Source organism: Pseudomonas sp. S49, from assembly GCF_009866785.1.
In the GTDB taxonomy this organism is placed as follows: Bacteria; Pseudomonadota; Gammaproteobacteria; order Pseudomonadales; family Pseudomonadaceae; genus Aquipseudomonas.
In genome coordinates this window covers 4,044,458-4,069,398 of record NZ_CP019432.1, presented here as the reverse complement: position 1 = coordinate 4,069,398, position 24,941 = coordinate 4,044,458, and the positions used below count along the sequence as shown (strand labels likewise).

22 protein-coding genes are annotated in these 24,941 nt (G+C 60.6%); 10 read left to right on the top strand and 12 right to left on the bottom strand.

The genetic code is table 11. The features are described from left to right. Window positions 1–71 precede the first annotated feature (71 nt). Both PspS49_RS17805 and PspS49_RS17800 read left to right on the top strand, forming a co-directional pair. Window positions 72–965: a LysR family transcriptional regulator gene (locus PspS49_RS17805; RefSeq protein WP_238786293.1), complete on the top strand. Its 894-nt coding sequence runs from the start codon at window positions 72–74 to the stop codon at window positions 963–965. Between the two features lie 253 nt (window positions 966–1,218). Next, entirely contained in the window at window positions 1,219–2,004 is a 786-nt protein-coding gene (locus PspS49_RS17800) for a DeoR/GlpR family DNA-binding transcription regulator (protein ID WP_095113584.1), read from the top strand. A 105-nt stretch (window positions 2,005–2,109) separates the two neighbouring features. Here PspS49_RS17800 and PspS49_RS17795 read toward each other — a convergent pair whose 3' ends face one another. The 8 genes from PspS49_RS17795 to PspS49_RS17760 form a co-directional block, all read right to left on the bottom strand. Then, window positions 2,110–3,393: an FAD-binding oxidoreductase gene (locus PspS49_RS17795; RefSeq protein ID WP_150774677.1), complete on the bottom strand. Its 1,284-nt coding sequence runs from the start codon at window positions 3,391–3,393 to the stop codon at window positions 2,110–2,112. Between the two features lie 149 nt (window positions 3,394–3,542). Beyond that, window positions 3,543–4,907, bottom strand: coding sequence for a glutamine synthetase family protein (locus PspS49_RS17790; protein WP_160040808.1), 1,365 nt, complete (start codon window positions 4,905–4,907; stop codon window positions 3,543–3,545). A gap of 407 nt (window positions 4,908–5,314) precedes the next feature. Further along, window positions 5,315–6,658 carry a chromate efflux transporter gene (gene chrA / locus PspS49_RS17785; protein ID WP_150774678.1) on the bottom strand — a complete coding sequence of 448 codons (1,344 nt, stop codon included), beginning with the start codon at window positions 6,656–6,658 and terminating at the stop codon, window positions 5,315–5,317. Between the two features lie 330 nt (window positions 6,659–6,988). Beyond that, window positions 6,989–7,450: a molybdopterin synthase catalytic subunit MoaE gene (moaE, locus tag PspS49_RS17780; RefSeq protein ID WP_160040807.1), complete on the bottom strand. Its 462-nt coding sequence runs from the start codon at window positions 7,448–7,450 to the stop codon at window positions 6,989–6,991. A gap of 2 nt (window positions 7,451–7,452) precedes the next feature. After that, a complete protein-coding gene (locus PspS49_RS17775) occupies window positions 7,453–7,704 on the bottom strand; it encodes a MoaD/ThiS family protein (protein ID WP_093440717.1) in 252 nt (83 codons plus the stop codon). Then, window positions 7,701–8,186, bottom strand: coding sequence for a cyclic pyranopterin monophosphate synthase MoaC (moaC, locus tag PspS49_RS17770; RefSeq protein ID WP_160040805.1), 486 nt, complete (start codon window positions 8,184–8,186; stop codon window positions 7,701–7,703). Before moaC ends, PspS49_RS17775 begins: the two co-directional genes overlap by 4 nt. After that, on the bottom strand, window positions 8,183–9,028 hold the full coding sequence (gene fdhD / locus PspS49_RS17765; RefSeq protein ID WP_160040803.1) for a formate dehydrogenase accessory sulfurtransferase FdhD: 846 nt from the start codon (window positions 9,026–9,028) through the stop codon (window positions 8,183–8,185). Before fdhD ends, moaC begins: the two co-directional genes overlap by 4 nt. A 216-nt stretch (window positions 9,029–9,244) precedes the next feature. Beyond that, window positions 9,245–10,144, bottom strand: coding sequence for a LysR family transcriptional regulator (locus tag PspS49_RS17760; RefSeq protein ID WP_160040801.1), 900 nt, complete (start codon window positions 10,142–10,144; stop codon window positions 9,245–9,247). Between the two features lie 289 nt (window positions 10,145–10,433). On the opposite strand from PspS49_RS17760, the gene moaB reads away from it, so the two are divergent. Then, window positions 10,434–10,973, top strand: coding sequence for a molybdenum cofactor biosynthesis protein B (moaB, locus tag PspS49_RS17755; RefSeq protein WP_095124582.1), 540 nt, complete (start codon window positions 10,434–10,436; stop codon window positions 10,971–10,973). After that, entirely contained in the window at window positions 10,970–12,175 is a 1,206-nt protein-coding gene (glp, locus tag PspS49_RS17750; protein WP_160040799.1) for a gephyrin-like molybdotransferase Glp, read from the top strand. Before moaB ends, glp begins: the two co-directional genes overlap by 4 nt. Window positions 12,176–12,579: 404 nt before the next feature. On the opposite strand, the gene PspS49_RS17745 is transcribed toward glp, so the two are convergent. Together PspS49_RS17745 and moaA are read right to left on the bottom strand one after the other, a co-directional pair. Further along, the gene (locus tag PspS49_RS17745; protein ID WP_150650441.1) at window positions 12,580–13,476 is read right to left on the bottom strand and encodes a bestrophin family protein; all 897 of its coding nucleotides are present in this window, start codon (window positions 13,474–13,476) and stop codon (window positions 12,580–12,582) included. 35 nt (window positions 13,477–13,511) lie between these two features. Continuing rightward, window positions 13,512–14,510, bottom strand: coding sequence for a GTP 3',8-cyclase MoaA (gene moaA, locus PspS49_RS17740; RefSeq protein ID WP_160040797.1), 999 nt, complete (start codon window positions 14,508–14,510; stop codon window positions 13,512–13,514). Window positions 14,511–14,864: 354 nt separating this feature from the next. Between moaA and PspS49_RS17735 the strand changes: the two genes are divergently transcribed. The 4 genes from PspS49_RS17735 to PspS49_RS17720 all read left to right on the top strand — a co-directional run bounded on the left by PspS49_RS17735 (window position 14,865) and on the right by PspS49_RS17720 (window position 19,861). After that, complete coding sequence (locus PspS49_RS17735; protein WP_160040795.1) at window positions 14,865–17,189, top strand: FdhF/YdeP family oxidoreductase; 2,325 nt, start codon at window positions 14,865–14,867, stop codon at window positions 17,187–17,189. 106 nt (window positions 17,190–17,295) lie between these two features. Then, window positions 17,296–18,699, top strand: a complete 1,404-nt coding sequence (locus PspS49_RS17730; protein ID WP_160040793.1) for a cytochrome ubiquinol oxidase subunit I — start codon at window positions 17,296–17,298, stop codon at window positions 18,697–18,699. Window positions 18,700–18,702: 3 nt separating this feature from the next. Beyond that, window positions 18,703–19,719 carry a cytochrome d ubiquinol oxidase subunit II gene (gene cydB / locus PspS49_RS17725; protein WP_150750866.1) on the top strand — a complete coding sequence of 339 codons (1,017 nt, stop codon included), beginning with the start codon at window positions 18,703–18,705 and terminating at the stop codon, window positions 19,717–19,719. Then, window positions 19,706–19,861 carry a DUF2474 family protein gene (locus tag PspS49_RS17720; RefSeq protein WP_095118385.1) on the top strand — a complete coding sequence of 52 codons (156 nt, stop codon included), beginning with the start codon at window positions 19,706–19,708 and terminating at the stop codon, window positions 19,859–19,861. The genes cydB and PspS49_RS17720 overlap by 14 nt, the downstream gene beginning before the upstream one ends. Before the next feature lie 994 nt (window positions 19,862–20,855). Here the strand turns inward: PspS49_RS17720 and PspS49_RS17715 are convergent. Then, window positions 20,856–21,707, bottom strand: coding sequence for a CAP domain-containing protein (locus tag PspS49_RS17715; RefSeq protein WP_150750868.1), 852 nt, complete (start codon window positions 21,705–21,707; stop codon window positions 20,856–20,858). Window positions 21,708–21,906: 199 nt separating this feature from the next. Between PspS49_RS17715 and PspS49_RS17710 the strand changes: the two genes are divergently transcribed. Beyond that, window positions 21,907–22,527 carry a cell wall hydrolase gene (locus tag PspS49_RS17710; RefSeq protein ID WP_160040791.1) on the top strand — a complete coding sequence of 207 codons (621 nt, stop codon included), beginning with the start codon at window positions 21,907–21,909 and terminating at the stop codon, window positions 22,525–22,527. Here PspS49_RS17710 and PspS49_RS17705 read toward each other — a convergent pair. Further along, window positions 22,524–23,411, bottom strand: coding sequence for a LysR family transcriptional regulator (locus PspS49_RS17705; protein ID WP_150750870.1), 888 nt, complete (start codon window positions 23,409–23,411; stop codon window positions 22,524–22,526). The two genes, PspS49_RS17710 and PspS49_RS17705, sit on opposite strands and share 4 nt — an antisense overlap. Window positions 23,412–23,514: 103 nt before the next feature. Between PspS49_RS17705 and PspS49_RS17700 the strand changes: the two genes are divergently transcribed. Beyond that, window positions 23,515–24,927, top strand: coding sequence for an MFS transporter (locus PspS49_RS17700; protein ID WP_160040789.1), 1,413 nt, complete (start codon window positions 23,515–23,517; stop codon window positions 24,925–24,927). The last annotated feature ends 14 nt before the right edge of the window (window positions 24,928–24,941 follow it).

The window sequence follows — 24,941 nt, the reverse complement described above, 5'->3', positions numbered from 1 at the left end:
AGCTGAGTGACTGCAGGATCGGCGTTCAACCGGTATATTGGAAATGAATGTCTGATATGTCTGGTATAGCCATGAATAATTTGAGACGGCTGGATATCAATCTGTTGCTGACCCTCGATGTGTTGCTGTCGGAGCATAACGTCACCCGCGCGGCGCAGCGCCTGAACCTGTCGCAGCCTTCGGTGAGTGTGCATCTGGCCAAGTTGCGCGACATCTTTGGTGATCCGCTGTTGTTGCCCGGGCCGCGCGGCATGCGCCCGACGGCGCGCGCCGATGAATTGCGTGAACCGTTGCGCGAGGCATTGGAAGCGTTGGAGAGGGCGGTGGCGCCGGCCAGTGCGTTCGCCCCGGCGCTGGCGACGCACACCTGGAAAATCGCCGCGACCGATTACGGCGAGTCGACGGTGGTGTTGCCAGCGCTGGGCGGTTTGCGTGAACAGGCGCCGGGCACGCGGCTGGCGGTGATCGATCTGACGCCGGCGCATCTGGTCAAACAGGCCGAGCAGGGCGTGTTCGATCTGGCGCTGCACATCAGCGAAGACGCGCCGCCGGAGCTGCATCGACGTCCGCTGTTCACCGAGCGTTATGTGCTGGCCGGTAGAGTCGGGCATCCAGGTTTGATGCAGGCGCCGAGCCGCGAACAGTTCTGCGCGCTGGAGCACGTGATGGTGTCGCGCGAGGGCGGGGGCTTTTTCGGGGTGACCGACCGGGCGTTGGCCGATGTTGGGCTGATGAGAAAAGTGGTGTTGTCGGTGCCGCACTTTCTGATGGCGATGTCGGTGTTGGCGAGCACCGATCTGGTGGCGATGCTGCCGTCACGCCTGGTGCGCGGCAACCCGGCGTTGCAAGTGGTCGACGTGCCGTTGGAGGTGCCGGGCTACGAGATGGCGATGTTCTGGGGTGAACGTTCGCACCGCGATCCGGCGCATAAATGGCTGCGTGAGCATTTGTTGGCGTCGGTCTGAGGCACTGTCAGGCGTGGCCGAGGGCAATCGCAAACGACACGACGATCATGCACGCAAACGCAAAATTGAGATTCATGAGGTGTTCATCCTGAGCCTTTTAGAGTGGGGTCATTCTGAACAGGTTGAAAGCAAAGAAAAAATTCGCCTTGTTGATTCCAATGATCGAAACAATCGATACCTGCCGATTTGTGTTTGCGCGAGGCTTTGGTTAGTCTCGCCAAACCTGCAATTACAAGCACAAACAGGCATAACCATGCACGATCATTCTGCGGCTGAACTGCCGTCCCTGCGTCGACAGAAAATTCTTTTGCTCCTCGAACGCGACGGCAAAGTCATGGCGTCCGAGTTGAGCCAGCACTTCGCGGTGTCCGAGGACACCATCCGCCGCGACCTCGCCGAACTGGACAACGCCGGGCTGGTGCAACGCGTGCACGGCGGGGCGCTGCCGCGTCCGAAGGATTCCGGAAAGGATTACTTCACGCGGCTGGACGAGACGGATGAGGTCAAGATCCGTTTGGCGCAAAGGGCGGCGCAGGAGATTGAAGACGGGCAGATTGTGCTGTTCGATTCCGGCTCGACCACGCTACAAGTGGCGCGCTCGTTGCGTGCAGATATCAGCATCACGGCGGTGACGGCTTCGCCGATGACAGCGATTGCCTTGTCTGAATTCAAGGCTGTGAAAGTGATTCTCGCCGGCGGCCAGTTGAACCCGCGAACGATGGCGGCGGGTGGGCATGAGGCGCTGCGGCTGCTGGCCGGGATCAGGGCGGACCTGGCGATTACCGGCGTCTGTGCGATTCACCCGGAAGTGGGGATTACCTCGCTGCATTTCGATGAAGTGCCGGTGAAGCAGGCGATGCTCGATGGCGCCGCGCGAGTGATTGCGGTGACCACGGCGGATAAGTTGGGGGCGGTGGAGCCGTTTGTGGTGGCGCCGTGTTCGCGCCTGCATACGCTGATTACCGAACGGCATGTGGCGTCGGGGAGTGTCGAGGATTACCGGCGGTTGGGGATTGTGGTCGAGCAGTTGCCGGATTGAGGTTTTGTGGTGGGCCTGATGGCCTCATCGCGAGCAGGCGCACTCCTACAGGGGATCGCATTCCAAAATGTAGGAGTGTGCCTGCTCGCGATAGGGCCAGTGCAATCACCGCAACTTTTCGAGCATCTGGTAATACCACATCCCGGCAGCCAACAACGGGTTACCGAGCAAATCCCCCATCGGCACGCGTATGTGCTGGCACTGGGCAAACGTATCGAACTGCTCCATCTGCCCGGTGATCGCCCGGCTCATGATTTCACCCATGATGTGCGTCGTTGCGATGCCGTGCCCCGAGTAGCCCTGGCAATACCAGACGTTGTCCGAGAGCTTGCCCAGTTGCGGGATGCGGTTGATCACGATGCCCATCGCGCAGCTCCACTGGTAGTCGATCTGCACGCCTTTGAGCGCCGGGAAGGTTTGCTCGATGCACGGGCGCAGTTCGGCGGCGATGTCCCGTGAATCCTTGCCGCTGTAATTGGCGCCGCCACCAAACAACAGGCGGCCATCGGCAGTGAGTCGGTAGTAGTCGAGGACGAAGCGGCAGTCGTACACCGCCAGATCTTCCGGGTTGATCTGCTTGGCCAGATCGCCGAGCGGCGCGGTGGTGACGATGCCGCCCATGGCCGGGAAAATCTTGCCTTTGAGCTGACCGGGTTCGAGCTTGTGATAGACGTCGCCGGCGAGCATCACTTGCTTGGCGTCGATCTGGCCGTGAGCCGTGCGAACGCCCGGCGTAGCGCCGTGAATGATCTCCAGCACTTCGCTGTTTTCGAAGATCAGCGCCCCCAGACCTTCCGCCGCCCGCGCTTCGCCGATGCACAGGTTGAGCGGGTGTAGATGCATGTTGCGCGTATTCTTGATTGCGCCGTGGTAGAGGTCGCTTTGCAGCAGGTCACGCACTTGGCTGCGGTCGAGCAGGCTGACTTCATCACCTAATCCGCGCCGTACGGCTTCTTCATAATCCTTGCGCAAGTCAGTCATGTGACTGGGCTTGTACGCCGCGTGTAAATGGCCGTGTTTGAGATCGCATTGAATGCCGTATTTCTCGACGCGTTGCTGGATGATTTCATGCCCGCGCCAGCGCAGGTGCCAGATGAAATCATCGACCTCGTCGCCGAGTTTCGAACGCATCTGTTTGCGCATCGCACCGTCACCGGAAAGGCTGCCGGTGACTTGGCCGCCATTGCGCCCGGTGGCGCCCCAGCCGATCTTGTGGCTTTCGACGATAGCGACTTTCAGGCCTTTTTCGGCGAGTTCGACAGCGGTGGCGACGCCGGTAAAGCCGCCGCCGATGATCACCACGTCGACCTTGTGCCGGCCTTGCAGGGTCGGGTAGTCGGTTTCCTGGTTGAGGGTGGCGGTGTAGTAGGAATTGCAGCGTTCGGTCATGTCAGTGTCCACACAAAATTCGGGAGTCGGAGTGCAATCCCCTGTGGGAGCGAGCCTGCTCGCGAAAGCGGCGTGTCAGTCACCCAACATGTTGAATGTGACGACGCCTTCGCGAGCAGGCTCGCTCCCACAGGTTCGGTGTCGGATCGTTAAGCCTCGGTGAGATACCAACGCCAATCCTGCTCACCCACCTCGGCCATGAACTGCCGGTACTCGGCACGCTTCACCGCCAGATACACCCCGAGAAACTCCTGCCCCAAGGCGTCCCGCGCCCACACCGAATTCTCCAGCGCCTGCAGCGAGGTCAGCCAATCGGTCGGCAGTAACTCCTTCGCCTGCGCATAACCATTGCCTTCAACCGGCGCACCCGGATCAAGGTCTTCACGAATGCCACGATGAATCCCGGCAAGGATCGCCGCCGCGGCCAGATACGGGTTGGCATCGGCGCCGCAGATGCGGTGTTCGATGTGCCGGGTGTTGGCCGGGCCGCCCGGTACGCGCAGGCTGACGGTGCGGTTGTCGACACCCCAGGTCGGCGCCAACGGTGCGTAGCTGTTGGCCTGGAAGCGCCGGTACGAGTTGGCGTTCGGGCAGAACAGCAGCAGCGAATCGAGCAAGGACGCGAGCATGCCGCCAATCGCCGTGCGCAACAGCGGCGTGCCGGCCGGGTCTTCGGAGGCGAACAGATTGTGCCCCGCGCCATCGGCCAGACTCACGTGCATGTGCATGCCGGTGCCGGCCAGATCATCGAACGGCTTGGCCATGAAGGTCGCCTGCATGCCGTGCTTGTGGGCGATGGCTTTGACCAGACGTTTGTAGCGCACGGCCTGGTCCATCGCCTCCAGCGCGTCACCGTGTTCAAGGGTGATTTCCACCTGACCCGGCGCGTACTCGGAGATCGCCGTGCGCGCCGGAATGCCGTGCAGTTTGCAGGAGCTGTAGAGGTCGGCGAGAAACGGTTCGATCTGTTCCAGCTCACGCAAACCGTAAACCTGAGTGTGTCGCGGTCGACCACCGTCGGCGTCCAGTGCCGGTTGCGGGCGGCCGTTGTGATCGCGTTTGGCGTCGAGCAGATAGAACTCCAGTTCACACGCCATCACCGGGTAATAACCCTCGGCTTTGAGGCCGTCGATGACCTTGATCAGCAAGTGCCGAGGGTCGGCGATGCTCGCTGGCATGCCCTCGGTCGGGTGCATGCTGACCTGCACGGCGGCGGTCGGAATCTGCCGCCATGGCAGGCGCACCAGACTGCCCTCAAGGGGATAGGCGCGGCAGTCGATATCGCCGACGTCCCAGACCAGACCGGAGTTCTCGACGTCTTCACCCTGCACGGTCAGACCGAGGATGGTGCTGGGTAGCGGCCGACCGCTTTGGTACACGGCAAGCAGTTCTTCGCGGTGCAACAGCTTGCCGCGTGGCACGCCGTTGGCGTCGAGGATGAACAGCTCGATCATGTCGATATCGGGGTTCTGTTCAAGGAACAGGCTTGCGTCTTCAAGGGCTGCGAATTTCATAACGATCACTCACGATGGCGCCGCACAGGCGCGCAGATTCGGGCCGGACACGACGCGGCAATAGGCGTGGCTGTCCTGGCAGGGATATCAAGAAGCAGGGGGCTGTCGCGGTTTTTTAACGGACGCGATCAGACAGACCGGGTGATATCCGGCGGGCGTGCGGAGTGACGCAGCTTGGAACGGCGCAGGGCCATGGGGAGATTGACGATACGATTCATACGCCGCCCCTGTGAGAGAGGGCGCGCAGGGTAGAGACGTTCAACGATTCTGCTTGTTGTAGTGACGTACTCATAACGCGTGTTTCCGTTGGCGGAAAACGTCGGTGGCGGGCTGAGCCGCCGACCGGTGTGCCCGGATAGTAAGGGGGAATTCCCGGGCGTGTAAACGGGAGATTCGCAGGCCACGCTTCAGCGCATCAGGTGAAAGCCCAGCCCGGCGAGGGCGCAAACGATCAACACACTGATCACGCCGCGTTTGAAAACGAACAAAGCCAATGCTGCCGCAACCGCCAGCATCAGCGAAAACACATCCAGCGCCCCGGCAAAACCGTTTGGCCACAACACGTGATAGGCGAAAAAACACGCCAGATTCACAATCACTCCGACCACGGCGGCGGTGATCGCCGTCAGCGGTGCGGTGAACTTCAGTTCGTTGTGCGTCGATTCCACCAACGGTCCACCGGCGAGGATGAACAGAAACGAGGGCAGGAAGGTGAACCAGGTCACCAGCGTTGCCGCCAGCGCCCCGGCGGCAAAGGCATGTTCGGGGCCGAACGCCGGTTGCACGTAGGCACCGACGAAACCGACAAACGCCACCACCATGATCAGCGGGCCCGGCGTGGTTTCGCCGAGGGCGAGGCCGTCGATCATCTGCGTTGCCGTCAACCAGCCGTAATGCCCGACGGCGCCCTGATAGACGTAAGGCAGCACCGCGTAAGCGCCGCCAAAGGTAAGCAGCGCGGCTTTGGTGAAGAACCAGGCCATTTGCGTGAACGTGCCGTCCCAGCCGAACAGCACCGTCAGTAACGCCATCGGTAAACACCAGAGCACTGCGCCGATCAACCCCAGACGCAGCAACTTCGGCAGACTGAAACGGGCGTGTTCGGGCGCCGGCGTATCGTCGTCGATCAACGCCGCGCCGAAGGATTTCTCGCTGTTACGCGCACCTGCGTTGCTGAACCGCTGCGGCGCGAATCGTCCGCCCAGATAGCCGATCAACGCAGCCCCGAGGACGATCAAGGGGAAGGGCACATTGAAGGCGAAAATCGCCACGAACGACGCCCCGGCAATCGCCCACAGCCAGGCATTCTTCAATGCACGCGAGCCGATGCGATGCGCGGCGTGCAGCACTATCGCGGTGATTGCCGGTTTGATCCCGTAAAACACCCCGGCCACCGCTGGCACATCCCCGAAAGCGACGTACAGCCAGGACAAGGCGATCAGAATGAACAACGACGGCAACACAAACAGCACACCAGCGATGACTCCGCCCCAGGTGCGATGCAGCAGCCAGCCGATGTACGTCGCCAATTGCTGAGCCTCGGGGCCGGGCAGCAACATGCAGTAGTTGAGCGCGTGCAGGAAACGCTTTTCAGAGATCCAGCGCCGGCGCTCGACCAGCTCCTGATGCATGATCGCGATCTGCCCGGCCGGCCCGCCGAAACCGATGCAGCCGAGTTTCAGCCAGAAACGCCAGGCCTGGCGCAGGGTGACGGGATCGGGGCGGGGCAGGTTGTTCGGCGCTGTGCTCAAGCGAGACTCCGGAGTTGAATCCTGGCGGAGTGGCTATCTAACCAGACTTTCAACCCTCACCCCAGCCCTCTCCCAGAGGGAGAGGGAGCCGACCGAGGTGTCTGGCGTTTTACATCGACCTGAAAGATCGAGTCGATTATGGATTTGATGGTCACCCGAAGGGGCCGATCGAGGTGTCTGGCGTTCTCCATGACCGGAAAGATCCCATCGATTATGGATTCACCACAACTCCTTCACGTCGGCGTACTTCTGCAATATCCCCCAATCAGTCCCCTCTCCCTCGGGGCGGTCCGACGTTTCGGGAGGGCTAGGGTGAGGGGCTTTTGCTCTTCAGGCATGCGCCAGACTCCAGCGCAACGCCGCATCCCGATCGCTCTCACGGCCCTCGACCCAGTGCGAACCCTCAGGCGTAGTCTCGCGCTTCCAGAACGGCGCGCGGGTCTTGAGCACGTCCATGATGAACGCGCAGGCCTCGAACGCCATATGCCGATGCTTGCTGCTGACCCCGACAAACACGATCGGCTCACTCACCGACAACGCACCGACCCGATGCACAATCTCCACCCCCAACAGCGGCCAGCGCTCGCGGGCCTCTTCGGCGATCTGCTCGAGGGCTTTTTCGGTCATCCCCGGATAGTGCTCAAGAAACAGTTCATTAACACTCTGACCAATATTCAGATCACGCACATAACCAATGAAATTCACCACCGCGCCCACCCGTGGATTGCGCGCGTGCAGATCAGCAGTCAACTGGCCGACATCAAAGCTTTTGTGCTGGACTCGAATCGTCATCATCAACCCCCGGTGACCGGCGGAAAAAACGCGATTTCATCAAAATCCTCAATCACCTGACTCGGCTGACACAGCTCCTGATTCACCGCGCACATCAGGTTGCTGGCACCGAGCACTTCGCGCCACAACTCACCGCGCTGCATAAGCATTTGCCGCACATCTTCAACGCTGCCCAAAGCCTCAGTCAGCGGGATTTTTTCACCACCGAGATTGAGCCGGTCACGGTAGCTGGCGAAGTAGTTGATCAGGATCATTGCGCGTCCTCCCATTGAAAGTGGCCGGAGCGTCCGCCCTGTTTGCTGAGCAGGCGGATGTCGCCAATCACCATCGCCCGGTCCACCGCTTTGCACATGTCGTAAATGGTCAGCGCGGCGACGCTGGCGGCAGTCAACGCTTCGAGTTCGACGCCGGTCTGGCCGGTGAGGCGACAGGTGCTGGTGATCTGCACCCGGTCAGGTTCGCAGGCCTTGAGTTCGACGTGAATCGAACTGAGCAACAGCGCATGGCACAGCGGGATCAGTTCATGAGTGCGCTTGGCCGCTTGTATTCCGGCAATCCGCGCCACCGCGAAGACATCGCCTTTCGGATGACCGTTGGCCTGAATCATCTGCAGGGTTTGCGGGCGCATCTGCACCCAGGCTTGCGCGCTGGCTTCGCGGTGGGTCGCGGCTTTATCGCTGACGTCGACCATGTTGGCGCGGCCCTGATCGTCGAGGTGGGTGAGGGTGTGGCTCATGCGGAATACTCCTGGATCGGGCTGTAAATTCGCGGGGCGTTGCGGTGTGGCACATGGATCAGATTGAGTCGATGCTTGAGCGCCCAACGCACGGTCAACGCGGTAGGCGCGGACAGGCTGACGAGGGTGCCGAGGCGCGCGCGCACGGCTTTGTGGATCAGTTCGAGGCTGCAACGGCTGGTGACTAAGACGAAGCCTTCAGCCACATCGGTGGCGTCGATCTGCATCGCGCCGATCAGCTTGTCGAGGGCGTTGTGGCGGCCGATGTCTTCGCGGCACAGCAGCGCTTCACCGTTGGCGTCGAAGTACAGCGCTGCATGCAAGGCACCGCTGCTGCGCGCCAGTTGTTGAGCGGCTTCGATGCGTTGGCGAATGCCGTCGAAATGCTCTGCTGGCGGCAGTGCCGACGGTTGCAGAATTTGCAGTTGCGGCAGCGCCTGCTCCAGCGCTTCGACGCCGCAGATGCCGCAGCCACTGATGCCGGTCATTTGCCGACGATGATCCTTGAGGGCCCAGAACGCCCGGCTGGAAATCTGCACCTCGGCCTGACAGGCCTGATCGAAATGCGTGAGGCGGATGTCGTAGATCTCGTCGACGCTGTCGATGATCGCGTTGCTCAGGCTGAAGCCACGGATGAAGTCTTCGAGGTTGCCGGGCGAGACCATCATCACTGCCTGGCTCAGGCCGTTGTAGCTGATGGCGAGGGCGATTTCCGAGGCCAGCGCTGCGTGGGAGAGGGCGGCGTCCGGCAGGTATTCGCGAAACGCCACCTGCGCCGGTTGCGGTGCTGGGGCGTTGGGTTCGCTGGTGGATTCTGTGACGGTTTCGACTTGGCAGAGCATCTTGAAAGTCCCGAGGCGCTGAAGAGTGTTCAGGCTACGGGGGCGTTAAAAATGCGTCCAATCGCTTGTTCCGATGTGGTGATTGCTTTGGTCGATCAACCAAAATATGTGTTGTCGGGTCAGGCCCCATCGCGAGCAGGCTCACTCCTACATTTGGAATGCGTTCCCCTGTAGGAGCGAGCCTGCTCGCGAAGGCGGTCTGACATCCAACATCAATTATTCAGCGGGCACTTCTACCCCAAACAACTTCCGCGCCTCGGCAAAACACTTCTCGGCAATCGCCGAGCGCGGTTCGGTCTTGCGCATCACCAGCCCCAGCGGTGCGAGCACACTGGCATCGGGCAACTGCATGAACGACAGGTGCTCGATCGGTTCTTCCAGGCCACTGTCCAGCGGCATGATCGCGCAGCAGAAGCCTTGGTGAATCGCCTGCAACAGCTGATAGGTCGAATCGCTTTCCATGATCGGCTGTGGACTGAGGCCACGGCTGCGGAAACTCAAATCGATGGATTTACGATAATGCATGCCGGCGGTGATCATCCCCAGCGGCAATTCGGCGGCGTCTTCCCAGCTCATTTCCGAGCCTTCGAAATGGAAATGGCGGTTGTCGTAAAGCAAGCCGACGCGGGTTTCGCCGATCTCGAAAAAATCGAAATAGTTCGGGTTGACGTGATCGAGGTAGCACACGCCGAGATCAAGCTGATTGTTGCCCAGCCCGGCAATGATCTCGTCGGAACTGAGCGACGACAGGCTGAATTTCAGCTCCGGATAAGTGCCGGACAAACCCTGAATGTAATTGACCGGGTTGAAGCTGCTCAGCGGCACCAGACCCAGACGCAGGCTACCGACCAATTGCCCGCGACACGCCGCCGCTTCGGCGAACAGACCGTCGTGAGCTGCCAGCAAGGTGCGCGCCCAGGCCAGCACACGCTCGCCGGCCTGGGTAAAACCTTCAAAGCGCTGGCCACGGTTGACCAGCACCAGATCCAGCTCGTCTTCCAGATTGCGCAGGCGCATCGACAGCGTCGGTTGAGTGATGTGGCAGCGTGCGGCGGCCTGGCCGAAGTGGCGGGTTTCGTCCAGCGCGATCAGGAACTTGAGTTGTTTGATGTCCACGATGGCACCTGCTTGATGAGGATTTTTTGATTGAGTATTGACGCAGATGCGCGAGGCGCACGAAAAGCGCAGGGTGCGACGATCTCATCTGAACGGTTGTTCGTCCAATCGGAAGTGTTTAAGGGACTATCGATCGGCTCTATCAGGCCCGGTTTCACTGGCCCTGAACAACCTGAAAGGCACCGATAGAGGCGGTCGATAATGTGGTTGGCCAGAGTGATTAGACAGTACTCATAAGTGGCACTTAGGCTGCTCGGCAATGTTGATTGACTGCTGCCGGAGAACTGCCATGAGCGCCAAAGCCGATGCCCTGTTTGTCCCCCTGAATATTGCCGTACTGACGGTCAGCGATACGCGCGACTACGCCAGCGATACGTCGGGCCAGTTGCTGGTCAGTCGCTTGCTGGAGGCCGGTCATACGCTGAGCGAGCGCAACCTGCTTAAGGACGATCTGTACAAGATCCGCGCTCAGGTGGCGAACTGGATTGCCGACGAAGGCATTCAGGTGGTGCTGATCACTGGCGGCACCGGGTTTACCGGTCGCGACAGTACACCGGAAGCGGTGGCTTGCTTGTTCGATAAGCAGATTGATGGTTTTGGCGAACTGTTTCGCGCGATCTCGATTCTGGATATCGGTACCTCTACCGTGCAAAGCCGCGCGCTGGCCGGACTGTCGAACGGCACGCTGGTGTGCTGCCTGCCGGGTTCCACGGGGGCTTGCCGGACCGCGTGGGAAGGCATTCTTGCCGAGCAGCTGGATAACCGTCATCGCCCGTGCAACTTCGTTCCGCACCTGAAAGCCGTGCAGGCCTGCGGCACTCGCGGATGAGCCGGGCACCGTTGATGCCGGTCGAGGACGCACTCGACCAGTTGCTCGGCATGGCCAATGAGCAACGTCTGGCCGACAGCGAACTGCTGGCGCTCGACGATGCGCGTGGGCGGGTGCTGGCCAGTGATCTGGTGGCGACCCTCGACTTGCCGCCGTGGCCGAACAGCGCCATGGACGGTTACGCGCTCAATCTCGCCGATTTGCACCGACAGCCGTTGAAGGTCTCACAGAAGGTTTACGCCGGGCTGGCGCCGGACACGTTGCTGCCCGACACCTGCGCACGGATTTTTACCGGCGCACCGCTGCCGCCCGGCGCTACCTGCGTCGAGATGCAGGAGAACGTCGAAGTGCTGGAGGACGGCCGCGTGCGCTTCTTGCAGCCGCTGAAGGCGGGGCAGAACATCCGCGCGCAAGGTCAGGAAAATCGCGTCGGCGACATCCTGCTGCGCGCCGGCAAACGCCTTGGACCATTCGAACTGGCAGTCGCCGCCGGGCAAGGGCTGGCGCAACTGCACGTGGTGCGTCGCCCGCGTGTGGCGCTGCTGTCGACCGGTGATGAACTGGTCGAACCGGGTCAGCCGCTGCGCCCCGGCAGCATCTACAACAGCAACCGCGTATTGCTCGGCCACTGGTTGCGGGAGTTGGGCTGCGAGGTGATCGACGCCGGCATCCTCCCGGATCGCCCGGCGCAGACGCGGCTCAAACTTGAGCAACTGCAAGTGAGCGCGGATCTGATTCTGACCACGGGCGGCGTGTCTGCCGGCGATGCCGATTGCCTGGGGCAGGTGCTGCGCGAAAACGGCAAACCGCTGTTGTGGAAACTCGCGATCAAGCCAGGCAAGCCACTGACGGTCGGGCATTTCGGCACGGTGCCGGTGATTGGTTTGCCGGGCAATCCGACGTCGGCGCTGGTGACGTTCGGGTTGTTGGCGCGGCCGTATCTGCTGCGCGTACAAGGTGTCGAAGACGTCACGCCGCTGAGTTTTACGGTCAACGCGGGCTTCGATTGGCACAAGGCTGGCAGCCGTCGTGAATACCTGCGGGTGAAGCTGGAAGCAGGGCACGCAGTGCTTTATCCCAATCAAAGCTCCGGCGTCCTGCTCGGCGCCACCTGGGCCGATGGCCTGGTGGAAATCCCCGAGCACAGCACGCACAACCTCGGCGACCCGCTGCGCTTTATTCCCTTCAACGAACTCTCCTGACCTCACCACCAATCAAAACTGTGGGAGCGAGCCTGCTCGCGAATGCGAAGTGTCAGTCAACATTGATTTTGGCTGATAGGGCCCCTTCGCGAGCAGGCTGGCTCCCACAATGGATTTGGCGCTCATCAATACTCGGGTGTGAATGCAAAACCTGTAGGAGTGAGCCTGCTCGCGATGGCGGAGGGTCAGTCGACGAAGATATTGACTGGGCCGGCGCTATCGCGAGCACGCTCACTCCTACAATGGTTTTGTGAAGCTCAACAATATTCGGGTGTGAATGCAAAACCTGTAGGAGTGAGCCTGCTCGCGATGACGGAGGGTCAGTCGACGAAGATGTTGACTGCACCGGCGCCATCGCGAGCAAGCTCGCTCCCACAGGGTTTCGGGGTGTCTGGAGAGAAGGATCAGCTCAGCACATAGTCAACCGGCTTCAGCGCCGGCGGTACGTCTGCGCCCAGTTCGCTGAGGATATCGCGTTCGATGGTGCGCACCAGTGCATCGGTGGGCAGGTCGTTTTCATCGCGGCCGAACGGGTCTTCCAGCTCATCGGCAATCGCATCCAGGCCAAAGAACGTGTAGCTGACAATCGCCGTGAACAGCGGCGTCAGCCAGCCCAGCGGTTCCGCCATGGCGAACGGCAGCAGGATGCAGAACAGATAAATCGTCCGGTGCAGCAACAGCGTGTAGGGAAATGGTAGTGGCGTGGTTTTGATCCGTTCACATACCGCTTGCGCCTGGGTCAGGCTGGTCAGGTGATTGGCCAGCAACATGTAGCGCCACTCAGTCAGTTCACCGTTCTGATGCAAATCGGAACACTGCTGGCCGACCGTCTGCAAAATGCGTCCGCTGTAGTCCGGGGTCTGCGGATCAGGTTTCGGCATGATCCATTGGCTGCTCGCATCGGCCTCGCTTTCCTTGCGTAATCGCGCGTTCAACGCATGGGCAAAGCCGCACAGGTTGAGCAACAACGGCTTGCGCTCAGCCGATTCACGAATCACATGGGTTTCACGGATCACCGAGCGAATGTGCACGATCACTTCGCCCCAGGCCTTGCGCGCCTCGTACCAGCGGTCATAGCAGGCGTTGTTGCGAAAATTCATGAAGATCGACAGCGACAAACCGAGCAACGTAAACGGCGTGGCGTTGACCTTGGTGAAGTTGCTTGGATGGAGGATTTCCACCAGCACGATGGCCGAGGCGAGCAGGGTGACCATCAACGTGCGCATGGCAATGCGCTTGGCGATCGAACCCTTGAGGGTGAAGAGAATGGCGAACTGGTTGACCTTGGGTCTGATGATCATGCTGTGCGGTTCCGATAACCCTTGGAAGGGGCGGTCTAGCCGCCCGTCATGTTCATGAAGCGCACGACCTGAACATCATCGTTCACTTCGAAATTATGTCGATACGGCTTGAGTTTCATCGCCTCGACAATGGCTTTCTCCAGCCGCTGCGGTTGCCCCGGGTGGGCGCGCAGCAGCGCTTTCAGATCCACCGAATGCTCGTTACCCAGACACAGTAGCAGGCGCCCTTCGACGGTGAGCCGTACGCGGTTGCAGGTGCCGCAAAAGTTGTGGCTATGCGGTGAGATAAAGCCCAGGCGAATCTCCGGCGCTTCCGCCAGCCGCCAGTAGCGCGAAGGGCCTTGCGTCGACTCCGCCGAGTCGATCAGGGTATAGCGCTCGGCAATCTTTTCGCGCACCTGGGCGCTGGAGAAAAATGACTCGGCACGGCTGTGTTCGCTGATGATCCCCAGCGGCATCTCTTCGATGAAAGAGACGTCGAGCTGACGGTCGATCGCGAAGCTCACCAGATCGTTGATCTCTTGATCATTACGGCCCTGCATCACCACCACGTTGAGTTTAGTGCGGGTAAAACCGGCCTTGCGCGCGGCATCGATGCCGTTGATCACCTGCGCCAGATCGCCCGTGCGGGTCATCTGTTTGAAGCGCTGCGGATCAAGGCTGTCGAGGCTGATATTCAGGCGTTTGACCCCGGCGTCGAACAGCGGCGCAGCGAGTTTGCCCAGTTGCGAGCCGTTGGTGGTCATGCACAACTCGCGCAGGCCGGGCAGGGCGGCGATCTGCTCGCACAACTTGACCACGCCCGGACGGATCAGCGGCTCGCCACCGGTTAGGCGAATCTTGCGCGTGCCGAGCGCCACAAAGCTCTGTGCCAGTTGATAGATCTCTTCCAGCGTGAGGATTTTTTGCCGTGGCAGGAACTGCATGTCTTCGGCCATGCAATAGACGCAGCGGAAGTCGCAGCGGTCGGTCACCGACATGCGCAGATAGTCGACGCGGCGGTTGTAACCATCGATCAAGACACGCTCTGACATGACAGCCTCGCAGGAATGAAAATCCCGGTTGAAGGGATTCGGTCAGCGCAGGTTATGGCTAACTTTCAGTGGCGTCCAATCACTGTTAATGAACAGCTGATTGATGCCGTCGATGATGAATTATTTTTCGTGGAAAGTTGCTCCGTTAGTTTCGCAAGGCCCCGTAAATAAAGGGTTTTTAGCCGTGATAGATGCTTTCGATAAGGCGGTCATTAATAGCGATTAGACAACGTTTTGTAACGGTTCATATCCTTGCCCCGGCAAACCCAACGACCGCTTTGCAACCTTGAAAGTCGGCCGTCGCTGTTTAACCGAATCAGGTTCATGCCTGTGTGCATCGTCATGGAGAGTCCCATGTCACAAGTCGACCGTTACAAACCCTACAAAGGCGCCGCTGCCGGTTGGGGTGCTGTCATCAGCCTGACCAAGAGCTGGCTGGGCAGTGAAAACGCCCTGAAAAACATTCGGGCCATGCTCAAGACCAACCAGAACGGCGGCTTCGACTGCCCGGGTTGTGCCTGGGGTGAAGCGCCGGGTGCGAGCATGTTGAAGTTCTGCGAAAACGGCGCGAAAGCGGTGAACTGGGAAGCGACCGGGCGTTTGGTCGACCCGGCCTTCTTCAACAAGTACACGGTGTCGAGTCTGGCCGAGCAGAGCGACTACTGGCTGGAATATCAGGGGCGTCTGACCCACCCGATGCGCTACGACGCGCGGGTCGACCGTTATGTGGAAATCAGCTGGGACGACGCGTTCACGCTGATTGCCGATCACCTGAAAAACCTCAAGTCGCCGCACGAGGCCGAGTTCTACACCTCCGGTCGTGCGAGCAATGAAGCGGCGTTTCTCTATCAATTGTTCGTCCGTGCGTTCGGTACCAACAACTTCCCCGACTGCTCGAACATGTGCCACGAAGCCAGTGCGGTGAGCATGATCGAGACCCTCGGCGTCGGTAAAGGCACCGTGGTCTACGAGGACCTGCATCACGCCGACGCGATTTTCGTCATCGGCCAGAACCCCGGCACCAACCACCCGCGCATGCTCGAACCGCTGCGTGAAGCGGTAAAGCGCGGCGCCCAAGTGGTCTGTATCAATCCGCTGAAAGAGCGTGGCCTGGAGCGTTTCCAGAACCCGCAGAACCCGCTCGAAATGCTCAGCAACGGCTGGGAAGCGACCAACACCGCGTACTTCCGCCCAGCCCTGGGTGGCGACATGGCGATGATTCGCGGCATGGTCAAATTCCTCCTGCAGTGGGAACGCGAAGCGCAAGCGACTGGCGGCGAACCGGTGTTCGATCATGCCTTCATCGCCGAACACACCGCGGGCCTCGACAGCTATCTCGCTGAAGTCGATGCGACCACCTGGGAGCACATTCTCGAGCAGTCCGGCGTGCCGCTGCATGACATCGAACTGGCCGCGCGCATGTATGGCCGCGCCAAGAGCGTGATCATGTGCTGGGCCATGGGCCTGACCCAACATGTGCATTCAGTGGCGACCCTGCAGGAAGTCATCAACCTGCAACTGCTGCGCGGCAACGTCGGCCGTCCGGGCGCCGGGCTTTCCCCGGTTCGCGGCCACAGTAACGTGCAGGGCGACCGCACCATGGGCATCAACGAACTGGCGCCGAAAGACCTGATGGACGCGCTGGAAAAACGTTTCAACTTCGACGTGCCGCGCATGCACGGGCACAACACGGTGATGGCGATCGGCGCCATGGAGCGCGGCGAAGCCAAGGTGTTTATCGGTCTGGGCGGCAACTTCGCCCAAGCCACGCCGGACACCCCGCGCACCCACGCGGCGATGCGCAAACTCGACCTGACCGTGCACATCGCGACCAAGCTCAACCGCAGCCATTTGGTCACCGGTCGCGACGCGCTGATCCTGCCGTGCCTCGGGCGTACCGACATCGATATCCAGGCTGAAGGCCCGCAAGGCGTGACCGTCGAAGACACCTTCAGCATGGTGCATTTGTCGTTCGGTCAGTTGAAGCCGAAGTCGGCGCAGTTGAAATCCGAGCCGGCGATCATTGCCGGGATCGCCGCCGCGACTTTGGGCAAACACCCGATCGATTGGGAGTGGGTGGTGGGCGACTACGGGCGCATCCGCAACCTGATTGCCGATGTGATTCCGGGCTTCGAAAACTTCAACGAAAAACTGCTGATTCCAGGTGGTTTTCACCTCGGTAACGACGCTTCGGATCGGGTCTGGAACACCGCCAGCGGCAAGGCGCAGTTCACCCCGTGCGTGCTGCCCGAGCACTTGATCAGCGAGGGCGTGCGCAACCTGCCGGTCAAGCCGCATCTGATTCTGCAAACCATGCGTTCCCACGATCAGTACAACACCACGCTGTACGGCCTCGATGACCGGTATCGCGGGGTCTATGGCATGCGCGATGTGATCTTCGCCAACGAGCAGGACATCCAGCGCCTGGGTTTTGAACCGGGGCAGAAGGTTGATTTGGTGGCGCTGTGGGATGACGAACGTGAACGTCGGGTCAGCGGTTTTACTTTGATCGCCTACGACATTCCCGCAGGGCAGGCAGCGGCGTATTACCCGGAGACCAATCCGCTAGTGCCGCTGGAAAGCTACGGCGAGCGGACGTACACGCCGACCTCCAAATTCGTGGCGATCCGCCTCGAAGCCGCGAAGGTCAGCAACCTGATCCCGTCGTCGGTGGCGTAACCCGCGACTCATAAAAACCATAGCAATTTGACTGGCTGCAGGCGTTCGCGTCTGGCGGTGGCCCGGGTTCGTGCTGCCGCTTTTCAGCCTGGATGAGGACATCATCATGTTCAATCTGGAGGCACTGGACCTGGCGCGAATTCAATTCGCGTTCACGGTTTCGTTCCACATTATTTTCCCGGCGATCACCATTGGCCTGGCGAGTTTCCTTGCGGTACTCGAAGGTCTGTGGCTGAAAACCCATAACGACACGTACCGCGATCTCTACCATTTCTGGTCGAAGATCTTTGCGGTCAACTTTGGCATGGGCGTGGTTTCGGGGCTGGTCATGGCGTACCAGTTCGGCACCAACTGGAGCGGCTTCTCGGATTTTGCCGGGAGCATCACCGGGCCGCTTTTGACCTATGAAGTGCTGACCGCATTCTTCCTTGAAGCCGGGTTCCTCGGGGTCATGCTGTTCGGCTGGAACCGGGTTGGCCGTGGCCTGCACTTCTTCGCCACGGTGATGGTCGCCATCGGCACGTTGATCTCGACCTTCTGGATTCTTGCGTCCAACAGCTGGATGCAGACGCCGCAGGGCTTCGAAATCGTTGACGGGCGGGTGATGCCGCTGGACTGGCTGGCGATCGTGTTCAACCCGTCATTCCCGTTCCGTTTGGCGCACATGGCGATTGCCGCTTTTGTGGCGACGTCGTTCTTCGTCGGTGCGTCGGCTGCCTGGCATTTGCTGCGCGGCAATAACACGGCGCCGGTGCGCAAGATGTTTTCCATGGCGTTGTGGATGGCCCTGATCGTTGCGCCGATTCAAGCGGTGGTCGGTGACGCCCATGGCTTGAACACGCTGGAGCATCAACCGGCAAAAATCGCCGCCATCGAAGGCCACTGGGAAAACGCCGACAACGGTCCGACGCCGCTGGTGCTGTTCGGCATACCGGACATGGACGCGGAGAAGACCAAATATGCGTTGGAAATCCCGTACCTCGGCAGCCTGATCCTCACCCACAGCCTCGACAAGCAGATCCCGGCGCTGAAGAGCTTCCCGAAAGAGGACCGGCCGAATTCGACCGTGATCTTCTGGAGCTTTCGCGTCATGGCGGGGTTGGGGATGTTGATGATTCTCGTTGGTTTGCTCGGTCTGGCGTTGCGCCGTGGCGGCAAGCTTTACCGGCATCGCGGCTTCCAGCGTCTGGTGTTGTTGATGGGGCCGAGCGGCTTGATTGCGCTGCTGGCCGGTTGGATCACCACGGAAGTCGGGCGTCAGCCGTGGGTGGTGTATGGCTTGCTGCGCACCCACGATGCCGCGTCGCATCACTCGGTGGCGCAGATGAGTACGTCGCTGGCGCTGTTCGTGGTGATCTATTTCACAGTGTTCAGCGTGGGCATCGGCTACATGATGAAACTGGTGAAAAAAGGCCCGCAGCCGCACCACGAACATCCGCCTGCGGGCGATGAATTGCAGACGCCGCGTCGACCGATTTCGGCGGCTATCGCCCCTATGAAGGAGCATTGAGTTATGGCTATTCAGGGTATCGATCTCTCGTTGATCTGGGGAGTGATCATCGCCTTCGGGGTGATGATGTACGTGATCATGGACGGCTTCGATCTGGGCCTGGGGATTCTGTTTCCGCTGATCCCGGACGAGCAAGAACGCGATGTGATGATGAACACTGTCGCGCCGGTCTGGGACGGTAACGAGACGTGGTTGGTGCTCGGTGGCGCGGCGTTGTATGGCGCGTTTCCGCTGGCGTACGGAGTGATTCTCGAGGCGTTGTATCTGCCGCTGATCCTCATGCTTTGCGGTTTGATTTTCCGCGGCGTGGCGTTCGAGTTTCGCTTCAAGTCGTCGCCGCAAAAACGTCATTGGTGGGATAAGGCGTTTATCGGTGGTTCGCTGCTGGCGACGTTCGCCCAAGGCGTGGTGATCGGCGCGTATGTGTCCGGGATTCCGGTGGTCGATCGGCAGTTTGCCGGTGGCGGTCTGGACTGGTTGGCGCCGTTTCCGCTGGTGTGTGGCGTGGGCCTGGTGATCGCGTATGCCTTGCTCGGCAGCACCTGGCTGCTGGTCAAGACCGAGGGCATGCTGGAATCGCGGATGCGCCTGTTCACCCGGCCGCTGGCCTTGCTGTTGATGGCGATGGTGCTGGTGATTGGCGTGTGGACGCTGCAACTGCATCCAGAACTGGCGACACGTTGGTCGACGCACGGGCATCTGCAGGTGTTCGCCGGGTTGGTGGTATTGGCGTTGCTGGCGCTGTTCGGGCTTTTGCGCACGTTGCGTCAGCGGCATACGCACTGGCCGTTCGTGTTCACGCTGGTGCTGATGCTGCTCGGTTACATCGGCCTGGCGCTGAGCATCTGGCCGAACATCATCCCGCCGTCGGTGAGCATCTGGGCCGCCGCGTCACCGCCGTCGAGCCAGTTGTTTGCGCTGATTGGCGCACTGTTCATCCTGCCGGTGATCCTGATGTACACCTTCTGGAGCTACTACGTGTTCCGCGGCAAAGTGAGGATTGGCGATGGCTACCATTGATTCGCGAGAAGTGAAATCCAGCCGCTGGTACAAGCGTCTGGGCTGGCTGTTGTTGATCTGGCTGGGCAGCGTGGTGTCGCTGGCGGTTGTCGCCAGCGTGCTGAAACTGGCGATGTACGCAGCGGGCATGAGAACCCACTGACCCCAAGAAAAACCGGAGCCAGGCTCCGGTTTTTTATTGCCGCCGATCTTGAGGTCACTGACTACCCCCTGTAGGCCTTCGCCTGCTCGCGATTGCGGTGGATCAGTCAATGGAGATATTGACTGTGCCGGCCTCATCGCGAGCAGGCTCACTCCTACAAGGATTTGTGGTAGCTGGAGAATATGTAAACATCGCCGAACCCTGTGGGAGCGAGCCTGCTCGCGAAGGCGTCAGGTCAGACAACATCGGTGTTGAGTGTAATGGCCTCTTCGCGAGCAGGCTCGCTCCCACATTTGATCCCGGTTCAGCCGAAGATCTAATGATCAACCCTATCCCCTGTGGGAGCGAGCCTGCTCGCGAAGGCGTCAGGTCAGACAACATCGGTGTTGAGTGTAATGGCCTCTTCGCGAGCAGGCTCGCTCCCACATTTGATCCCGGTTCAGCCGAAGATCTAATGATCAACCCTATCCCCTGTGGGAGCGAGCCTGCTCGCGAAGGCGTCAGGTCAGACAACATCGGTGTTGAGTGTAATGGCCTCTTCGCGAGCAGGCTCGCTCCCACATCTGATCTCGGTTCGGCCGAAGATCGAATGATCAACCCGATCCCCCGTGGGAGCGAGCCTGCTCGCGAAGGCGTCAGGTCAGACAACATCGGTGTTGAGTGTAATGGCCTCTTCGCGAGCAGGCTCGCTCCCACATTTGATCCCGGTTCAGCCGAAGATCTAATGATCAACCCTATCCCCTGTGGGAGCGAGCCTGCTCGCGAAGGCGTCAGGTCAGACAACATCGGTGTTGAGTGTAATGGCCTCTTCGCGAGCAAGCTCGCTCCCACATCTGATCTCGGTTCGGCCGAAGATCTAATGATCAACCCGATCCCCTGTGGGAGCGAGCCTGCTCGCGAAGGCGTTAGCTCAGACAACGTTAATGTTGACTGTAAAGGCCTCTTCGCGAGCAGGCTCGCTCCCACAGGTATTGTGGTGTTTTTGCGATTGGGCTTACTGGGCGCCGAACATGGCGGTCCAGTAAATGCCGGCACTGCTTTTAGGATCGGTCGCGTAGGCTGCGCCGAGTTCCTGGTATTGCGGGTTCATCAGGTTGGCGCAGTGGCCGGGGCTGGCGAGCCAGCCTTCGACGACTTTGTGCACGGTGTCTTGCCCGGCGGCGATGTTTTCGCCGACCTGTTGGCCGCTGTAACCGGCGAGTTCCGCGCGATCGCCGGGGGTGCGACCGTCGCGGTCCTTGTGGTCGAAGTAATTGTTGTTGGCCATGTCGCGGCTGTGATCCTGGGCGATCGTGCCCAGTGTCGTGTTCCAGGCCAGCGGTGCGGCAGCGGCAAAAGCCTGACCCCCACACTGTCGTGCCTGACTGCGGGCGACGTTGAGTTCACTCAGCAATTTCTGCCCCTCACTTTGCGCATCCCCCAGCTTGGCCGACAGCAGCGGCCGCGCCAGCACGATGCGCCAGTCACGGTCGTCGCGGCTGACACCAACATCGACAAACTGCGGATCGAGCACCACCTGACAGAAACTTTCTTTGATCGCCTGCATCGCCGACGCCGCATCACGTGGGCCGTTGAGCGTGATCGCCTGCACATTGACCATCGGATAACTGGCGCTGGCCATGGCTTGCTGAAGATCGACAGCACCGGTGGCGCGTAATCTCAGCCGTGGATCAGCCGACAGCGGCGGCAGTTCATTCGACGCCTGCGACCCGCAACGCTGCGGTTGGCTGCGGTAGCTGTTGATCGACTCGATCAACTGCGACTCATCGCCGGCCAGCGCCGGAATGGCAAACACAACGCCCACGGACAACGCGGCACAACGCAAAACGAATGGCATGAAGCGCATGGAAATCTCCCTTGAGCTGAATGCGCCCATGATGCGCGAAAGGCCCCCGGTGAGTGCAATGTCTTTTTTCTTCATTCAGTGGATTTTCTGCGCAACTTTGCCTCTGTATTTGCCGTCTACACTCACCGAAGGCCCCGGAAACCGGGTGTCTCCCCGACGTAACACCTTGCCCGACTCGGGCGCTGCCGGAAGAACAGACATGGGATTGAAAGGCTGGGCTGGTTGTCTTGTATTGACCCTGTTGGCAGGCTCCGTGTGGGCCACCGATCAGGCCCCGATCAAAGCGAAGGCTGAAGAGAAAGCCCAAGTGCTGGAAGAGAAAGCAGCGGACAAAATCAGCGCCGCACCAGCACCGAAAGCCGAGGCCATCACCCCGACCGAAGTGCAGGCGGTCGACCCGGCCGGCGCGGCGCCGCTGGACGATCCGATCACCTGTCTGGCGCGCAGTATCTATTGGGAAGCCAAGGGAAAGGACACGCCGGAAATGGAAGCCGTGGCCAGTGTGGTGATGAATCGCCTCGGCCACGAAGGCTTTCCCGACACGGTGTGCGCTGTCGTCAAACAAGGTTCGGAAACCAAGAGCTGCCAGTTTTCCTGGTGGTGCGACGGGCGTCCGGATCAGGTCAAGGAAGATGCCGAATACACGCTGGCCAAGGATATCGCCCGCAAAGCGCTGAACCGCCAGCTCAAGGATCGCACCAACGGCGCGCTGTATTTCCACGACCGCAACGTGCATCCGAGCTGGGCCAAGGAGTACCGCAAGACCGCCGAAACGAAAAAATTCCTCTTCTACAAACCTGCCGGTGGCGACGCGCGTTAAGCGCAGACCTGCCGCACACACTCGCGCAACCAGCGATGCGCCGGGTCGGCATCCATGCGCGGATGCCAGAGCATCGACACGCTGATGGCCGGCATCGCGAAGGGCAGGGCGAAACTGTGCAGGCCCGTGCGCAGTTTGCTGGTATGACGTTGCGGGACCGTGGCAATCAGGTCTGATTCACGCACCAGCGTCAGCGCCGCCGAGAATCCACCGAATGAGGTGACGATGTCTCGTGTCAGCCCTAGCGCGAGTAACGCTTCGTCGACCGGGCCACTGCTGCGCCCGCGTCGTGAAATGAGAATGTGCTCGCCGCCGGCAAAGCGCTTGCCAGTGATTTTTCCCGTGCTTAAGGGATGCCCCTCACGCACCACGCCGATCCATTGATCCTGAAACAGGATGCGGCTGTGCAGCGTCGGGTCGGTGCTGTCATCGACCACGCCGGTTTCCAGATCGACGCGGCCTTCGCGCAGTGGCGTGCTGTCCTTGTCGGCTTTCTGCACAAAGCGCAGGCGCACGCCGGGTGCTTCTTCGGCGATACGGGCGAGCAGGGCGGCGGCGAAGGTTTCGACAAAGCCGTCGGTGTTGCGCAAGGTAAAGGTGCGTTGCAAGCGGCCGGGATCGAGTACTTCGGCAGGCCGTAAAACCGCCTCGGCGTCCTGCACCAGATGACTGACCCGTTCGCGCAATTCCAATGCGCGCGGCGTTGGCACCAGGCCACGACCCGCTCGCACCAATAACGGATCGCCCGTGGTTTCGCGCAGACGGGCGAGGGCGCGGCTCATGGCTGACGGGCTCAACCGCAGGCATTTCGCGGCGCGGGCGACGCTGCCTTCACGCAGTAACACATCGAGGGTGATCAGCAGGTTCAGATCCGGAGTGCTCATGACATGGCGTTCCGTGCAGGTATCGAGTGCAAAGCATGCGTCTTGCGCCGTGTCTTGTCGAGGCTCAGGCTATGGCAGATCACTTTTGCGCTGCGAGCCTCCCATGTCCCGAGACCCCCTGAGCACTCCCGCCCGCTGGGCGCTGACCAGCCTGGCCTTGTCGATGTTGATGCCGTCACTGGACACCAGCATTGCCAACGCCGGGTTGCCGATCCTCGCGACCGCATTCGAGGCGACGTTTCAGCAAGTGCAATGGATCGTGCTCGCTTACCTGCTGGCAATCACCACTTTGATTGTCAGTGTCGGGCGTCTGGGCGATGGCTTCGGTCGGCGTCGATTGCTGTTGATCGGGATCGGCATTTTCACCAGCGCTTCGTTGGCTTGCGCATTGGCTCCGGGACTCGGTTGGCTGATTGGCGCACGGGCGGTGCAAGGTGTTGGCGCGGCGATCATGTTCGCCTTGACGGTGGCGCTGGTGTCAGAAGCAGTGCCCAAATCGCGGGCGGGCAGCGCGATGGGTTTGCTGGCAACGATGTCGGCGACGGGCACCAGTCTTGGGCCGTCGCTGGGCGGGTTGTTGATGACGCATGTCGGCTGGCAGGCGATTTTTCTGCTCAACGTGCCGTTGGGCTTGCTCAATATTTGGCTGGTGTACCGATTTTTGCCAGCGGATCGGGCCGCCGGACCGCGAGTCGCGTTCGATTATTCTGGCAGCGTGGTGCTGGTGTTGACGCTGGCGGCCTATGCGCTGGCAATGACCCTTGAAGGTTTCACCGTGCCGTTGCTGTTGGCCAGCCTGTGCGGCGCAGGATTGTTCATCGTGGTCGAGATGAAGGCCAAGTCGCCGCTGATTCGTTTGTCGCTGTTCAGCGACGCGCGACTGAGCAGCAGCCTGACGCTGACGTTGCTGGTGACAACGGTGATGATGACCACGCTGGTGGTCGGGCCGTTTTACCTGCACCGGGGGTTGGGCCTCAGCAGCACAATGGTCGGAGTAGCGTTATCGATCGGACCGTTGTTGTCCGCAATGAGTGGGGTACCGGCGGGACGTTTGGTGGATCGCTTCGGCGCACGACGGATCGTGCCGGGCGCGTTGCTCGGGATGGCCGGCGGTTGCAGCTTGCTGGCACTCCTGCCCATGAGTATGGGACTGCCCGCGTACGTACTGCCGATCATGGTGATAGCTGTCGGTTACGCGTTGTTCCAGGCGGCCAACAACACCGGATTGATGGCCGGGGTCAGTCAGGATCAGCGTGGCGTGGTTTCGGCGATGCTCGGGCTGGCGCGCAACCTTGGGTTGATTACCGGCGCGGCGGTTATGGGCGCGGTGTTTGCGCTGGCGGCGGGGGATCCGACACAGGCGCCTGCAACGGCGATTGCCAGCGGATTGCACATCACTTTTGGCGTCGCGGTGGCGTTGATGCTCATGGCGTTGATCATCAGCCGAGCGCAGTTCAACGGTGGGAGCGAGCCTGCTCGCGAAGAGGTCCGCACAACCAACATCTCCGGTGACTGACACACCGCTTTCGC

Bases quoted from the DNA above. Each gene is read 5' to 3' on its own strand.
- PspS49_RS17805 (WP_238786293.1), top strand. From the start codon at position 72: ATGAATAATTTGAGACGGCTGGATATCAATCTGTTGCTGACCCTCGAT.
- PspS49_RS17800 (WP_095113584.1), top strand. From the start codon at position 1,219: ATGCACGATCATTCTGCGGCTGAACTGCCGTCCCTGCGTCGACAGAAA.
- PspS49_RS17795 (WP_150774677.1), bottom strand. From the start codon at position 3,393: ATGACCGAACGCTGCAATTCCTACTACACCGCCACCCTCAACCAGGAA.
- PspS49_RS17790 (WP_160040808.1), bottom strand. From the start codon at position 4,907: ATGAAATTCGCAGCCCTTGAAGACGCAAGCCTGTTCCTTGAACAGAAC.
- moaE (WP_160040807.1), bottom strand. From the start codon at position 7,450: ATGACGATTCGAGTCCAGCACAAAAGCTTTGATGTCGGCCAGTTGACT.
- PspS49_RS17775 (WP_093440717.1), bottom strand. From the start codon at position 7,704: ATGATCCTGATCAACTACTTCGCCAGCTACCGTGACCGGCTCAATCTC.
- moaC (WP_160040805.1), bottom strand. From the start codon at position 8,186: ATGAGCCACACCCTCACCCACCTCGACGATCAGGGCCGCGCCAACATG.
- fdhD (WP_160040803.1), bottom strand. From the start codon at position 9,028: ATGCTCTGCCAAGTCGAAACCGTCACAGAATCCACCAGCGAACCCAAC.
- moaB (WP_095124582.1), top strand. From the start codon at position 10,434: ATGAGCGCCAAAGCCGATGCCCTGTTTGTCCCCCTGAATATTGCCGTA.
- glp (WP_160040799.1), top strand. From the start codon at position 10,970: ATGAGCCGGGCACCGTTGATGCCGGTCGAGGACGCACTCGACCAGTTG.
- PspS49_RS17745 (WP_150650441.1), bottom strand. From the start codon at position 13,476: ATGATCATCAGACCCAAGGTCAACCAGTTCGCCATTCTCTTCACCCTC.
- moaA (WP_160040797.1), bottom strand. From the start codon at position 14,510: ATGTCAGAGCGTGTCTTGATCGATGGTTACAACCGCCGCGTCGACTAT.
- PspS49_RS17735 (WP_160040795.1), top strand. From the start codon at position 14,865: ATGTCACAAGTCGACCGTTACAAACCCTACAAAGGCGCCGCTGCCGGT.
- PspS49_RS17730 (WP_160040793.1), top strand. From the start codon at position 17,296: ATGTTCAATCTGGAGGCACTGGACCTGGCGCGAATTCAATTCGCGTTC.
- cydB (WP_150750866.1), top strand. From the start codon at position 18,703: ATGGCTATTCAGGGTATCGATCTCTCGTTGATCTGGGGAGTGATCATC.
- PspS49_RS17720 (WP_095118385.1), top strand. From the start codon at position 19,706: ATGGCTACCATTGATTCGCGAGAAGTGAAATCCAGCCGCTGGTACAAG.
- PspS49_RS17715 (WP_150750868.1), bottom strand. From the start codon at position 21,707: ATGCGCTTCATGCCATTCGTTTTGCGTTGTGCCGCGTTGTCCGTGGGC.
- PspS49_RS17710 (WP_160040791.1), top strand. From the start codon at position 21,907: ATGGGATTGAAAGGCTGGGCTGGTTGTCTTGTATTGACCCTGTTGGCA.
- PspS49_RS17705 (WP_150750870.1), bottom strand. From the start codon at position 23,411: ATGAGCACTCCGGATCTGAACCTGCTGATCACCCTCGATGTGTTACTG.
- PspS49_RS17700 (WP_160040789.1), top strand. From the start codon at position 23,515: ATGTCCCGAGACCCCCTGAGCACTCCCGCCCGCTGGGCGCTGACCAGC.